We start from the raw sequence: 14,665 nt of genomic DNA, 5'->3' as shown, positions 1-14,665 counted from the left end.
GCTATGTATAGATATTTAATTTTATTAGCCATGTGTGTATTGTGCCTGCAATACACACATGGAGCCGCGGCTTACGATACGGTATACGTAACCGGTTTTGGTGCACGGCCTGATAGTCGTGCAGACGCCGTAGCCGCAGTACAGGCCGCACTGGAAGCCTGCCGGCAAAAAGAAAACCCGCTGCTGTTTTTCCCGGCGGGACGTTATGATTTCTGGCCGCAGCACGCAGTAAAGAAAGTGTACTACGAATCCAATACCTCGGATATCAACCCGAAGTACAACGCCATCATGATAGCAGGATTTAAGAAGCTGGTGATAGAAGGCGCAGGATCGGAATTTGTGTATCATGGCAGGATACAGCCGTTCACTATTGAGCGGAGCAGTCATGTTACACTCCGCAATGTTTCTATCGACTGGGATTTTCCGCTGACGGCGCAGGCAGTTGTATTGGATACTACCGCTGCGTATATAGATGTACGTATAGACACCGCGCAGTATCCATACACTATCGTAAACGGGCAGATGCTGTTTGCCGCCGAAGGCTGGAGTGGTAAGATCACCGGCATCATGGAATACGAAACGGATACGCATCTTATTGCTTACAAAACAGGCGATGAGCCCAGCGCCCTGGGGCCGGACTGGCGGGGATATAAAGCCACCGCTATGGACAATGGCGTGGTGCGGTTGCATCATCCTTTCCGGCGGAAGCCTTCACCCGGAAACATACTGGTATTGCGTCACAACAGCCGCGATCATGCCATGATCTTTGTAACGCACAGCGATAACATTCTAATGGAAAAAGTGAACGGCTACCATTGCGCAGGGTTAGGGATATTATCGCAGTACACTTCTGATCTTACTTTTAAAAACATCTCCATTGTTCCAAATATAGCAAAGGGAAGATATTTCAGTGGTCATGATGACGGGCTGCACTTCTCCAATTGCCGCGGTAATATTTATGTAGACAGCTGCCGCTTTGGTGGCCTGATGGATGATCCCATTAATGTGCATGGCACTTATGTGCGCATTATCAGCAAGCTGGATAAAAACAGTTTGCTGTGCCGCTTCATGGAGCCGATGAGCGTAGGCATGGAATGGTCGGAAACAGGCGATAACATTGCGTTTATAGATCACCATTCACTGGCAACTATTGGCAAAGGCAAGGTAACGGCGTTCCGTAAAATAAGCACCACAGATTTTGAACTCACCCTTGCCGGCGAAATACCGGCACGTATACAGGAAGGAGATGGCCTCGAAAATATGAGCTGGACTCCCGCAGTTACAGTGAAGAATACATCTTTCGAAAGCTGTCGTGCAAGAGGGCTGCTGGTAACCACACCTAAAAAAGTGATCATTGAAAACAACAGCTTTGCATCCAGTGGCTCGGCCATTCTGATAGCCGGCGATGTGAACTCCTGGTATGAATCCGGCGCTATCACTGATCTGCTGATAAAAGGAAATAAATTCCTCGCTCCGTGTAATACATCTGACTACCAGTTTACAGAAGCGGTGATCAGCATTTACCCGGAGATCCCGGTGATGAATGATAGCACACCGCTTTATCATAAAAATATACGGATAGAAGGAAATAGTTTTTATGCGTTCGACTATCCTATACTATTCGCACAATCGGTAAACGGGCTGCAGTTCATCAGCAATGATCTCATCAGGAGCTACGATTATAAACCTTATCATGCCCGCAAAGCTGCCTTTTTTCTTTCAGGGTGCAGGAATGTGCGCATACAGGATAATAAGGTAGCTCCCGATCTATTGGGGAAGAATGTGGAATTTAAATTTATGAAGAAGAAAGAAATACAATGTCAGCAAGAACTGGTTTTTTAAGCATTTTAGTGCTGCTCATTTTTCCGTTAAGAAGTTTGCCGCAGTCGCATACCGGTCACTTATCACTGCCAGCGGTGATAAGTGACCATATGGTATTACAGCAACGCGCAAACGCCGTGATGTGGGGCTGGGCGGGCAAAGGCAGCCAGGTGAACATTACGCCCGGCTGGACCTCAAAAAGATATACGGTTGTTACAGACAGCGCCGGGAAATGGCAGGCGCGTATTCCTACGCCCCCTGCGGGTGGCCCCTATACCGTTGATTTTACCAGTGAGGCAACGCATATCCGTGTGAAAGATGTATTAATCGGGGAAGTATGGGTATGCTCCGGGCAATCCAACATGGAAATGCCTTTGAAAGGATACAACAAACAACCGGTTTTAAACGCAGCTGCTATTATTGCGGATGCGGTTAATCATCCGGATATACACGTTTTCCGGGTGCCTAAAGTGGTGTCACCGGTACCTTTAGCTGATTGCAATGGTAGCTGGAAGGTCACAGACACCGCCACCGTGAAGGATTTCAGCGCTGTTGCCTATCAGTATGCAAAAATCCTGCATGAAAAGCTGCACGTACCCATCGGCATCATTGCCACTTATTGGGGAGGAACAGCCATACAATCCTGGATGAGTGAAAAAACATTGTCGGCTTTCCCGGAAGTGTGGTCCACCAACAGGCCGGATACGATCAGAGATCCCGAAAAGAATCCGGAACATTCGCCGGCTGTGCTGTTCAATGCCATGATCCTGCCGGTATCATATTATAGCGTGAAGGGATTTATCTGGTACCAGGGAGAATCAAACAGGGAGCATCCGTTGCTTTACCGCAGGCTGTTACCGGCTATGGTGAAGGAATGGAGAGTGCTATGGGGAGAGGGCCGTTTGCCCTTTTATTATGTGCAGATAGCGCCTTATGGATACGCTGATCCCCGTCATGAGCAGTTACCGGCTATCCTGCGGGAATCACAATTGCTGGCACTGCGCGATATCCCCAACGCAGGCATGGCCGTGATACTGGATGCGGGTGAAGAAAAATATATTCATCCGCCGGATAAAACGGTGGTGAGCCAACGCCTTTCTTACTGGGCGCTGTCAAAAACATATCATCAGAAAGATATTGCCTGCGTTTCGCCTGTTTTTAGAAAGATGAAGATCAGGGGAAGCCAGGCTTATCTTTATTTCGATTTTGCCAAACACGGACTCACAGCTAATAACAAGTTTTTGGAGCATTTTGAAATGGCAGGCAGCGACCATGTTTTTTATCCGGCAGCAGCGGTTATTGTTCACCGTAACCAGGTGAAAGTTCAATGCGATTCAGTGGCGGCGCCGGTTGCAGTGAGGTACGCATTTAAGAATTGGGTAAAGGGGGAGCTTTATAACCGGGAAGGGTTACCGGCTTCTTCTTTCCGGACGGATGATCAGCAATAACCCCAACGGCAGACACAGCTTTCCCCCGCGGCATAGATATTGTTTGATTAATAGTCAAATAACACAAGCCATGAATGTAAAAAGACTCTTCGGAACCATCCTGACTATCCTGGGGATAGTGGGTATCATTTATGCCGGTTATGGTTTTATCCAGCAAAGTATGCAATGGCGGCAGCTACTGGTGGCTGCTGTAATCGGGGTTATCTTCTTCATATCGGGTATTGGCCTTGTGAGGAATACCAAAGATGAAGCGTAGTTGAAGCGTACTTAAAGCATGGATGAAGCGTAGTTAAAGCGTGGCTGAATTTATCCGCCATAATTCTCTGCTATTTACAATATTTGTAATATCTTGTAACCCATCACCACAACAAACGTAATTTTTATATGGGATTTTTTTCAGGTCTTATTGGCAACGCAGCCACTGTTAGCCAGGAGCAGTTAACCAAAGATTATGGCAAACTCCTGCTTGACTCAGAACGGGTAGAACTGGGTTTTAAGCTGATCAGGGATACTTTTATATTTACCAATAAACGTCTTATCCTGATCGATAAGCAGGGGCTTACCGGTAGTAAAACAGAATACCGCAGTATCTCCTACAAAAGCATTTCAAGGTTCAGCGTGGAAACAGCCGGTACTTTTGAACTGGATGCAGAACTGAAAATCTGGATCTCCGGTGAAGAATTGCCGAGCATCAAAAAGCAATTCAGCAAATCGGTGGATGTATACGAAGTGCAGAAGGTACTGGCGCATTATGTGCTGAACTAAGTTTCTTATTAAAGTGTTTATCATACCGAAGCCACCATTGGTGGCTTTTTTAATTGCTTATATTTAACATCCCTAAAAGGATTGATCATGGAAGTAGGAATAGATAGCTTTGCAGCCACCAATGGTTTAAACAACAAGCCGGTCGCAGAAAGTAATATGGATGAAATGGCGGATCTGCTGGAAAGAATTGTGATGGCCGATCATGCAGGATTGGATGTATTTGGTATCGGTGAACATCACCGGAAGGAATTCCTGGACTCTGCACCCACCATCATCCTGGCGGCTGCAGCAGCCCGTACAAAACGTATCCGTCTTTCCAGTGCGGTAACGGTGCTCAGTGCCGCCGACCCGGTAAGGGTATTTCAGAATTTCGCCACACTGGATATTATTTCCCGTGGCCGCGCCGAAATGGTGGTGGGCCGTGGTTCCTTTATAGAAGCATACCCGCTTTTTGGCTATAGTCTCCAGGATTATGATGCGCTCTTCATCGAAAAACTGGACCTGCTCCTGAATATCCGCGATCATGAAGCGGTTACCTGGAAAGGCCGCTTCCGGCCGGCGCTTAATAATATTGCCATTTATCCGCGCCCGGTGCAGGATCCCATACCCATTTGGCTGGGTGTTGGTGGCACCCCACAATCATTTGCCCGTGCAGGTACGTTGGGACTGCCCCTCATGGTGGCCATTATAGGAGGGGAAACCCATCGTTTCCGCCCGTTGGTAGACTTGTATAGGGAAGCCGGCAGAAAAGCCGGGCATTCGCCCGATAAATTAACCGTAGGCGTACATTCATTGGGGTATGTTGCGGAAAACAGGCAACAGGCTGTGAGCGACTATTTCCCCGGCTACGCCGAAACATTCACCAGGATTGGAAAGGAGCGGGGATGGCCTCCTGTTACACGCGCGCAGTTTGATGCACAGACAGGTCCCACCGGTGCCCTGCTGGTAGGCGGTCCTGAAGAAATAGCAGAAAAGATTCTCCGCCACAGCGAGGCACTGGGTGGCATCTCCAGGATTACTTTTCAGATGGATAATGCAGGTTTATCCCATGAAAAATTGCTGAAGTCCATTGAATTGATTGGTAAGTACATCATTCCGCTGGTGAATACCGATTAAATTACGCACCCAGTTCGGTAGGCAATCCGTCCATACTCACCAGGTTCTTCTCGGCTTTGTAAGCTTCCAGTCCTTCGGGCCCTTTCTTTTCCGCCCATTTGGCGGCATGATCCCGCTCGCCGGTGTATTCATACAACGGAACGCCAAAGCCGCAGGAGGTTTGTACTTTATGGATATCCGCCACAATGATCTGGCGGGTGGCGGGCAACAACGTAAACAGCGCCGACAGCTCCGGCCATTCCGGATCACCCGGTAACACCGTATAGCCTTTACCGTATAAACGCAAAATATTGGGCGGCCCGTCGAAGGCACAAAACATAAAGGTAATACGGCCATTCTCCCGGAGATGCGCGGAGGTTTCATTCCCGCTGCCCACAATATCGAGGTAGGCTACTTTGTTGGAGGAAAGTACCCTGAAACTGTCGAGCCCTTTGGGCGAAAGGTTTACATGGCCCTGATCACTCAGCGGCGCAGAGGCTACAAAAAACAATTTCTGCGCAGCAATAAAGTCCTGGTGTACGGGCTTAATATCGTCAAAAAACTTTCCCATATAAAGCGGCATTTAAGCGTGGTCATTAAAGGTACGAACTTTTAACTACAGCAATTTCTTCGCTGCGTCTTCCCAGTCCATGATCCGCTCATAGCCCTCTACGTGTACATTATGATGCCCGTGATACAACAAGGGCCTGCCTTTGAAATTGCTGAAATTGCGGATCAGGTCATCTATCATAATGTCTGTTTGTACAATAGATTTATCGCCGCAAAAACAATACTGCCGCCAGTCAAGAAAAGGGAAATGCTCCTGCAGCCAGTCGTATTTGTCTTTCAGCGAAGTGGGGAATTCCATCGCTGCGGATACGATATACAATTTATATTTCTTATTCAGTTCTTTTATTACTTCCACTGCATTCGGGAATATTTCCAGGTCGCGGAAAAAGCCGGGTGTATTCAGGTATTCCTTAATCTTCGCCTTGTGCTCTTCCGGCAGGATATCCGATAGTGTTTTGCCGTGAAGTTCCTCCGTGGTAAATGTTTTACCAAAGTCCCTGTAATACCATGCCCTGGCTTTTTTGATTGGGTCTGCAATGGTTTCGTCCATGTCGATGGCAATAGATAACTGCATTGTTTCCTGTTTTTGTGCAGCTAATATAATAAAAAGTGCGGAGGTTGTCTTTCCCGCTGATTACACTGATTATACTGATTTGCTTGATTTGACTTTTTGGATATTAAGTGATTCGGGGAGATATAAGCGGATATTTTCGCTTATATCTCCCCGAATCATTTAATATCCTTATAAAATCCAAAAAGTCAAATCAAGCAAATCAGTATAATCAGTGTAATCAGCGGGAAAGACAAAATCCGCGTCTAAAGCTGTTTCAGCTTAATATCACGGTATTCCACTTTCATCGGCGGACCTACATGCACCTGTACGCCCAGCAATCCTTTGGTTTTTCCATTCACCGTATCGTTGTCGGTTACATCGCTCATCAGCACATCGTTGATGTAGTGCTGCAGGTGATTGCCTTTTACAACAAGCCGGCATTTATTCCAGTCTTCGCTTTTAATAAGTGCTTGCAGTGAATCAGAGCTGCCGAGTGAGCCGGTAACAACGGCGGCACTCCAGGCGTTGTTCTTCACGCCGTTTTTCAGCGAATCGGTTGCTTCGGGAATGGTGGTTTTCTGTCCGCGGTAGGCCAGGGTGGTACGGCCTCTTTCTTCGTAATTCTGACCGGTATAGCGGTTGGCGCCGTCAATATCTGCCTGGTAGCCTTTCAGCGCGTGTGGTACATTTTCTACCATTACGCTGCGGTAGTTGATGCCGCTGTTGCCGCCGCTGGTAATTTTGAATTCGCAGGTGAGTTCAAAATCCGCCGGCTGATCGCCTTGCCAGATGAGGAAGGTGTTGGTTTTCAGTAACGTTTCTGGCGTTACTTCGCCAACAATATGACCGTTTTCCGCCCGCCAGTGAATAGAGTCGCCTATCCATCCGTTCAGTGTTTTACCATCAAAGATCTGTACGAAGCCTTTATCGGTACCTGTGCTATCGCCGGTATGGCTGTTGCCTGTCTTACTGTTGCCGTTCTGGCAACTGGCCGTGGTAAACAGCAGGCTGGCTGCGGCTAACGGGATAAGCATTGCACTGGTTCTTTTCAGCATAATTAATATTTTAATAGTGTTTGGTATTTTTTCGTATATCCGGGGGAGATAGTAAACATGATGCGTATAACCGTTACCGGTAGTCAGGCAGCATTGGTATCTTTCCAGGAACCGGAAGCAGCTGAATCCAGTACGGCTTCACACACTTTTTGTGTTTCCAGTGCTTCTTTAAAAGTAGGAGAACAGGGCGCACCGGTTTCCAGGCTTTTCAGAAAATCAGCTACCTGGTGTACAAAAGAATGTTCGTAGCCAATGCCCAGTCCGGGTACCCACCATTTATCCATATATGGCTGATCGCCGTCCGTTACATGGATGGAGCGCCATCCGCGCACCGTAGAGGCGTCGGCGTTATCAAAGTATTCCAGCCGGTTCAGGTCGTGCAGGTCCCAGCGGATGGAAGCATTTTCACCGTTGATTTCAAACGTATATAACGCTTTATGTCCGCGTGCATAACGGGTTGATTCAAAGAGGCCGAGAGAACCGTTGCTGAAGCGGCACAGGAAGGAGCAGGCATCATCGATGTTTACTTTTTCCACTTTGCCGGTGAGCTGATGCATGCGTTCCTTTACAAACGTTTCGGTCATGGCGGTTACGGTGGTGATGCTACCGTTCAGCCACAACGCGGTGTCAATGCAATGGGAGAGCAGGTCGCCTACTACGCCGGAACCGGCTACATCTGCATCCATGCGCCACAATCCTTCGCCGCCCTGTGGCAGGTTGGCGTTAATGGTCCAGTCCTGCAGGAAGTTGGCGCGGTAGTGGAAAATGCGACCCAGCTTGCCGGAGTCGATGATCTGTTTGGCGAGGGTAACGGCCGGCAACCGGCGGTAGTTGTACCACACGGTATTAGGCACGCCTGCTTTTTCAATAGCGTCTACCATTCCGGCCGACTCTTCCAGCGTACGTGCCAGCGGTTTTTCGCAGAGGATCATTTTGCCTGCAGCAGCTGCTGCAATAGCTATTTCAGCGTGTTTGTCGTTTGGCGTGCAAATGTCTACTGCATCTATATCATCACGTGCAATGAGGGCTTTCCAGTCCGTTTCCACGGATTCATATCCCCACTGCGCGGCAAATGCTTTGGCTTTACTTTCTGTGCGGGAACATACTGCTTTCAGCACCGGTTGATAAGCCAGTTCCGGGAAGAAGTTTTTCACACGCAGGTAGCCGTTGGAGTGGGTTCTGCCCATAAAGCCACAGCCTATTAATCCTATCCTCAGTTCTTTCTTTGTTGTCATAGTTGTCACGGATTATTAATTAAAAAACTATTCCTGCCAGCCGTGTTGTTGCCTTACAGCGATCATGGCGGCGAGGATATCGTTCCAGGTTTTCGCCTGGGTCATCACGGCGTTGGGGAACATACAACCATCCCAGCAGATATGTTTCACCGCTTTTGTGAGTTCGCCTTTGTCGTCGCGCAGCCAGAAACCGGCATCTTCCGCAATATTCAGTTTCCCGTTGGGATCAGTAGCCAGGCAGTGACGGCCGGTTTTATCGTGCGAGCCGGTGCCGTGTACGGTACCATCATTCTGCGCCACATGGAAATCGATCATCCACGGACGAAGGGCATGTGTAAGTTTCCGGAGCCCTGCTTTGATTGCTTCGCGGTCGCTCCACTCAAAGTTTGCCGGCAGTATCCTGTCTTCCGGGCTGTTATACCCCAGCAGGTACAGGAACGTATGCGACATATCGGCCTGGAACCCAATATTGGGACGGTCTACCGCCTCCAGGGTATCCAGCATGGCTTTCCAGCTATGCATGCCACCCCAGCAGATTTCACCTTCTGCGGCAAGTTTTTCGCCATAGTCAGCGGCTACGTCACAGGCTTCACGGAACGTTTGTGCAATCAGCCTGGTGTTACCGGCGGGATCTTTGGACCAGTCTTCCGGACTGCAGGCGGAGTCGATGCGTACTATGCCGCTAGGCCGGATACCGAGGTCACGGAGCCGTTTGCCTACGTGGCACGACTTCCGCACCTGCTCTACAAATTTTGCCCTGTCTTCTTTGCTGCCCATTGCGGAACCGCCGCTGGGAGGCCAGATCGGCGCCACGAGGCTGCCTATCTCAAGGTTATAGGAAGATACTTTTTCTACCAGTCTTTTCAGGTCATCGTCTGAGCTGTCTGCGGATACATGCGGGTCAAACAACCCGATGTCGATACCGTCAAACTTAACGCCGTTCACATCAGCGTTAGCGGTCATTTCCAGCAGCGTATCAAATGAAATGATGGGTTCTGCACCATCTCCTTTTCCTACAATGCCCGGCCAGGTGGCATTGTGCAGTTTTGGATAATTATTATCTTTCATAACGTAGTTTTTAACAGATTATAACACGAGGTCGGGATTACCCGGACCAAAATGTTTCAGCATTACAATCGGATCGGTAGAAGAGTGGTTTACAATTTTCACTCCTGCAGTAGCCGCTGCTTCGCTGATAAAAAACTCATCGTTGGTTAATTGTCCGTAGCGGATCAGTGCCGGCGTATCAATATCCCACACACCCATTTTGCCATGCCCCTGCATCAGGATAATGCCGTAGGCGGCGGCGTCTTTAATAACTACTGTTGCGCCGGGCGCTACAGTGAGTTCTTTGGCGCTGAATGCATCTGATTTATAACATACCCAATTTTCCGTATATCCTTCCCCGTTAGCTGCCGTTTTGGGCGGCATAAAACGGTTCTGGAACTGGTTGGGATCTACGTTCAGTTCCCAGTCGATCACGTCCATCAGCGCATCATAATCACCGATGCTTTCTTTTGGCGTACCATTCCAGAGCAGTACTTCCGGAACGATGGCTTCGTTTACGAGCGACTGGTACATGGCAAATACGTCGGAGGCTTTCTGTGGCTCGTAGGTACACAAACTACCCGGTGCATGCAGCAGTCCCGGCGGAACATCCCAGCCGGTGCCGGGTTCCAGCTTGTAAGCCTGTGAGTAGTTCGTGATTTTATTATCGCCTTTGGTAAAGTTCAGCAGGCATTCCTTAATCTGTTCGCGGGTGGTGCCGGGCGCAATACCCATGAACGTATAAGGGAAATCACCGCCATGATTATTCAGCTGCGGCGGAAAGTAATAGGCTTCGGGCTTTCCGGCCTGTCCGATCAGCGCTGCCTTTTCATCGTTATGATGAATATGATGGGGGAGTGGTCCCATGTTATCAAAGAACTTGGAATACATCGGCCAGGCGCCATAGGTATCCCATAAACGTTTCCCGATCAGTTTATCTTTTAATTCGCTGATGGCATCTTTCAGTAAAAATTGCTGTGTGCCGCTGCCATCACTTACCACCACCATGCTTAAACCTTCATTTTCGCCTGTTAAAGGGCCGTTCTTCGCCGGAGTGGTGGACGACAGCCAACGTTCGTCGATGCCGCCACGTTCGCCTCCCAGTACGTAATAATCGTCCGGGTGTAATTTGATCCGCCGTCCTGGCACGCAAAATGATCTGGGTACCCAGTTTGGTGCCAGCCGGAGAATCCCTTGTCCCTGTTCGAGTGCTTTTTCTGCTAAGCTTGTTTTTTCCATGAGCTTTAAAATGATGATTATAAAAGATCAGTGAGAAATGATTTGATGTCTTCGTTGGTATGTAACAGGTTTATCTGCAATTCATATTCGCGGCGTTCGCCCGGCTCCATAAATAGCAGCGTACCTTCCCTGCGGGCTTTTGCCTGGCCCGTAGGCGGATGGGTGCCGGGTTCCAGCCCCATCACATATTCGCCTTTGCCCCAGTGCTGCCAGTTGGTGAGCACCGGCAACTGCGCTTTTTTAAACCGCAGCGAAAACGCCAGTTGCAATGCAGCGTTGTGTACACCACAGGTACACCATCCGCCGGTATCTGCAACCGGATCAATGATCGCGGCTTCTTCGCCGCCACCGGCATGACTGTCCAGCGGAGCGAGGCATTTTTTATAATTGTGATCCGCATTAAAAATGTGATCCGGATTGCCTTCCCGGGGAATCCAGTTTCCTTTCCAGCAGATATCCGCACCCTCATCTACCAGCGGCCACCCGAAATTGAAATGATATAACAACATATGCGGCGCCGTGATATTGCCCCGGTTCATCACTTCATCATGCACCCGGATCTCTGCTTTGCCCAGTGTACCGGAAATAGTACGTTTCAGCATCAGCTTGGGACCGAGGGCGCTGGTTTGCAGCATGATGCCGGTAATGCTCATCTCCATCTGCCCGGCCACGGGGTCGGGTTGTATGATGGAAACAATTTCAGCAGGCGTATTACTGATAGGGCCATGCAGCCCGCGCTCTCCATATTCATCGGTTTCAGGGCCGCCCACATGCATCAGTCCGCAGGTGGTTATCAGTCCACCGCCAAAGGTTTGGAGCCAGTCCAAACCTTTGTTCGCCCCGCGCGTGGGTGCGGTAATACCGCCATGACTTAACCAGGCCAGGCTATGCTGATGATAAAAGGCATCCGCAATATCCATGGCCCGGTCGATGACCACCTTATAACGTAACCCGGTTCCGGTATTGATCCAGGCGATGCGGGTGCCCCTTCCGGGGCCATTGTCCAGCACCGCCGTTTCTATACCTCCCAGCTGAAAATGATTCGAGAGTTTATGTTGCCACGACTGATTATTAAATGCCATCCGCGCGTTATTTATCTTCCGGAAAAAATATTATTTACGACCCAGCTGCTTGGAAGCAAGGAAAATGGAATCCTGTTTGTTGCCGCCGGATTTCAGATAAGCCATCAAGTCACGCAGCTCGTCTTCATTAAGACGGTTAATTAATCCCGGCAGCATCACAGAAACTTTGGATGCTTTTGTTCCGGTTACATCTTTCTTCAGTAATTCCCGCTGATCCTGTGTTGCAAACGGATTCTGGGAAATCACATACTTATCTTTGTCCTGGCTTACCAGCCTTCCTACTACGGTGCTGCCGTTCTTCAAAGAAAACACGGTGGCTTCGTACTGGTCAGAGATGGTTTTGCTGGGTTCAATGATGGCTTCGAGGATATCCTTATTGGAAAAACGTGTGCCCAGCTGCGTTAGATCCGGTCCGGCTACGCCGCCTTCACCGCGCATACCATGACAGGAGCTGCACAACGCTGTGGCAAACATCGCCCGGCCCTGTTCAAAATCACGTTTGGTAGTAGTAGCGCTGTCCACTACTTTAAGCGCTTCTTCCAACTTCCAGTTTCTGCCCGGACCTTTCGGTTGCGCGAAACCTGCTGCAAGGTTGCCGCCACTGTTTAACAGGGAGTCGCCGGAGATTTTGTTGAAATGAGCAAACTCTTTTTTCGGCACATTGGCCAGTGCATTTTTCCTGGCGTCATTGATAAAGCCGATAAAACTATGTCCGCCTTTATAGGAGAAAGCATCGTAGAACCAGTGGAAATATTGTTCCTGTAATTCAGGTGTCCAGCCGCTTTTAGCCTGGCTTAACACGGTTGCATACCAGGTTTGCTGCAATGGCGGCATCTTGGATAACATACCGGCAATGTCCAGTCCGTACCGCGGATTGCGCATGATCAGATCGGCTGATTTCATAGCCGTTTTAGCGGCAGCAGTATCATCTTTGGCGCTGGCCAGCAATGCCATTGTTTTTTCTACGGCATTGGGTGCATTGATGTATACCAGCACTTTACTCAGTGACCTGTTCAGATCGTTGGTGCTGGCGGGATACTGCGGATCAAGGTAGGCGGCTATTTGTGCCGATTGTTCTGCATCGGGTTTACCCATGCGTACAAACACCAGTTCAAAAGCGCGCAGCAGGTCAATCTGCTGGGAAGGTGATAACTGTGCATAGTTGATCGTCATCAGTTGCGGCAGCAGCAATTTCTTCACATCTTCCTTGCCCTGGCGTGCCAGCGCAATCGTTCCCTGGATCAGTGTTTCAGGATCTTTCTCCTGTAACACTTTGTTCTGCCACTGGCTCACCGGTTGATTTTCTATGGCTATCCTTGCTGCAAAGCGGATAAAGCGATCACTGTTTTTCAGGTAAGGCCATGCAAAATCAACGGCTCCTTCTTTTACGCCACCGTGATAAGCTTCCAGTTGTTTGCGGATGTTAGCGCCTTCTGTTGGTGGAGTTACCGCCAAAGGTTCGTTATCTTCTTTATTGTCTTTATAATATACGCGATACAGATCAGACTCCAGTCTGCGGCCACCGGTCAGGAAATACAAAGCGCCGTCAGGACCAATCACACCGTCTGTTAACGGCAGTGGTGAACCCGACAGGAATTCTTCTGCACCTGCTCTGTAAGAAGCGCCATCCGGCTGCAAACTGATGGCGTAGATGATACCAAAGCTCCAGTCGAATGCAAATAATGATTTGCGGTATTTCTCCGGGAACTTTGCATTGCCGCCATAGATCAGGTTGGTAGGGGAGCCCTGGCCAATGTTCAGTAAGGGTGGTAAGTTATCAGGATAGGCAGGCGACCATTTCTCTGTACCCGGGCGCCATCCGTATTCACTGCCGCTGGTTACCTGGCAGATGCGGGTAGGACGGTACCAGGGAGTACCAAAATCCCATTCCATATCTGAATCATAAGTGAACATATCACCGGCATCATTAAAGGTAAGATCGAAAGGGTTGCGGTAGCCGGAGCTGATGAGTTCCCAGTTGGTACCGGTAGAATCGATATGCGCAATCCATCCGCCATGTGTATTCACCGTGTTGTCGTGACCGTTAGGATCCTTGATAAATGGTAACACGTTATCGATGTTCCACGATGGAGGCACCTTGTAGTTATTCATCTCCGGAATTTTGGTAAAATTACCGGCGATCACATAGATGGATTTTTTATCCGGAGATAATACAATGCTGTGTGGTCCGTGTTCACCTTCGCCATCCAGCGCTTTCAGCAGCGTGATCTTATCAAACTGATCATCGCCGTTGGTATCCTGTAAACGATACAAGCCGCTGCCTTTGTCGAAACGGTCATCACTGTTGTGATTCACCATTACATACAGGCTGTTGAAGGCATACAGCAATCCCTGTGCATAGCCCATAGATACTTTTTGTGTAGAAGTATCATTGCCGATTTTGAGTTGTTCAATTTTCAGTTTGGCTGAATCTTCCCCTACGGCAGGGAGCTGCAACCGGTAAAGAAAACCATATTGATCGGACACGATCATGCGGCCTTTGGTGTCAAAGGTCATAGATACCCAGGAGCCCTGATTGTTGTCGCCCGGACTGTACAACCGCTCTGCCTTAAAATTATCAGGTAATTTCAGGGCATCGATTTTTGGATTGCCGGTTAGCTTTGGCTCTGACGTTGAGTCGTTTCCGTTATTGCAGGCCACACCGGTCATTAGAACGGTGGAAACCAGCAACAGCAGCGGGAAAGCTCTTTTACGTGACGTGGTCATAATATAATCTTGAATAGGTTCCTGAGTT

General features: G+C 49.0%; 13 protein-coding genes. 5 read left to right on the top strand and 8 right to left on the bottom strand.

The window, feature by feature from the left end; genetic code table 11:
• Positions 1–3 precede the first annotated feature (3 nt).
• From PV783_RS31675 to PV783_RS31655, 5 genes are all read left to right on the top strand, one after another.
• Positions 4–1,842, top strand: coding sequence for an alpha-1,3-galactosidase B (locus tag PV783_RS31675; protein ID WP_420990807.1), 1,839 nt, complete (start codon positions 4–6; stop codon positions 1,840–1,842).
• Positions 1,818–3,269 (top strand): sialate O-acetylesterase, encoded by a 1,452-nt coding sequence (locus PV783_RS31670; RefSeq protein ID WP_420990806.1) that lies wholly within the window; start codon positions 1,818–1,820, stop codon positions 3,267–3,269. The genes PV783_RS31675 and PV783_RS31670 overlap by 25 nt, the downstream gene beginning before the upstream one ends.
• A gap of 70 nt (positions 3,270–3,339) precedes the next feature.
• Positions 3,340–3,525: a hypothetical protein gene (locus PV783_RS31665; protein WP_111578275.1), complete on the top strand. Its 186-nt coding sequence runs from the start codon at positions 3,340–3,342 to the stop codon at positions 3,523–3,525.
• 128 nt (positions 3,526–3,653) lie between these two features.
• Complete coding sequence (locus PV783_RS31660) at positions 3,654–4,034, top strand: PH domain-containing protein (protein WP_079472041.1); 381 nt, start codon at positions 3,654–3,656, stop codon at positions 4,032–4,034.
• Between the two features lie 87 nt (positions 4,035–4,121).
• A complete protein-coding gene (locus PV783_RS31655) occupies positions 4,122–5,150 on the top strand; it encodes an LLM class flavin-dependent oxidoreductase (protein WP_420990805.1) in 1,029 nt (342 codons plus the stop codon).
• Between the two features lies 1 nt (position 5,151).
• On the opposite strand, the gene PV783_RS31650 is transcribed toward PV783_RS31655, so the two are convergent.
• The 8 genes from PV783_RS31650 to PV783_RS31615 all read right to left on the bottom strand — a co-directional run bounded on the left by PV783_RS31650 (position 5,152) and on the right by PV783_RS31615 (position 14,637).
• The gene (locus PV783_RS31650) at positions 5,152–5,700 is read right to left on the bottom strand and encodes a pyridoxamine 5'-phosphate oxidase family protein (RefSeq protein ID WP_111578498.1); all 549 of its coding nucleotides are present in this window, start codon (positions 5,698–5,700) and stop codon (positions 5,152–5,154) included.
• A 45-nt stretch (positions 5,701–5,745) separates the two neighbouring features.
• Positions 5,746–6,273, bottom strand: a complete 528-nt coding sequence (locus PV783_RS31645) for a 5' nucleotidase, NT5C type (RefSeq protein WP_420990804.1) — start codon at positions 6,271–6,273, stop codon at positions 5,746–5,748.
• A 242-nt stretch (positions 6,274–6,515) separates the two neighbouring features.
• Positions 6,516–7,307: a 3-keto-disaccharide hydrolase gene (locus PV783_RS31640; RefSeq protein ID WP_420990803.1), complete on the bottom strand. Its 792-nt coding sequence runs from the start codon at positions 7,305–7,307 to the stop codon at positions 6,516–6,518.
• An 83-nt stretch (positions 7,308–7,390) separates the two neighbouring features.
• The gene (locus PV783_RS31635; RefSeq protein WP_079472036.1) at positions 7,391–8,542 is read right to left on the bottom strand and encodes a Gfo/Idh/MocA family protein; all 1,152 of its coding nucleotides are present in this window, start codon (positions 8,540–8,542) and stop codon (positions 7,391–7,393) included.
• Between the two features lie 27 nt (positions 8,543–8,569).
• A complete protein-coding gene (locus PV783_RS31630) occupies positions 8,570–9,610 on the bottom strand; it encodes a sugar phosphate isomerase/epimerase family protein (RefSeq protein WP_420990802.1) in 1,041 nt (346 codons plus the stop codon).
• 18 nt (positions 9,611–9,628) lie between these two features.
• Entirely contained in the window at positions 9,629–10,828 is a 1,200-nt protein-coding gene (locus PV783_RS31625) for a class I mannose-6-phosphate isomerase (RefSeq protein WP_079472034.1), read from the bottom strand.
• Positions 10,829–10,845: 17 nt separating this feature from the next.
• A complete protein-coding gene (locus tag PV783_RS31620) occupies positions 10,846–11,910 on the bottom strand; it encodes an aldose 1-epimerase family protein (protein WP_420990801.1) in 1,065 nt (354 codons plus the stop codon).
• A 30-nt stretch (positions 11,911–11,940) separates the two neighbouring features.
• Positions 11,941–14,637, bottom strand: coding sequence for a c-type cytochrome (locus PV783_RS31615; protein WP_420990800.1), 2,697 nt, complete (start codon positions 14,635–14,637; stop codon positions 11,941–11,943).
• Positions 14,638–14,665: the final 28 nt, after the last annotated feature.

Origin of the sequence: Chitinophaga sp. CC14, assembly GCF_048957795.1 — a bacterium.
In the GTDB taxonomy this organism is placed as follows: Bacteria; Bacteroidota; Bacteroidia; order Chitinophagales; family Chitinophagaceae; genus Chitinophaga; species Chitinophaga ginsengisegetis.
The sequence above is the reverse complement of the archived record's forward strand: the minus strand, read 5'-3'. Positions and strand labels throughout refer to the sequence as shown.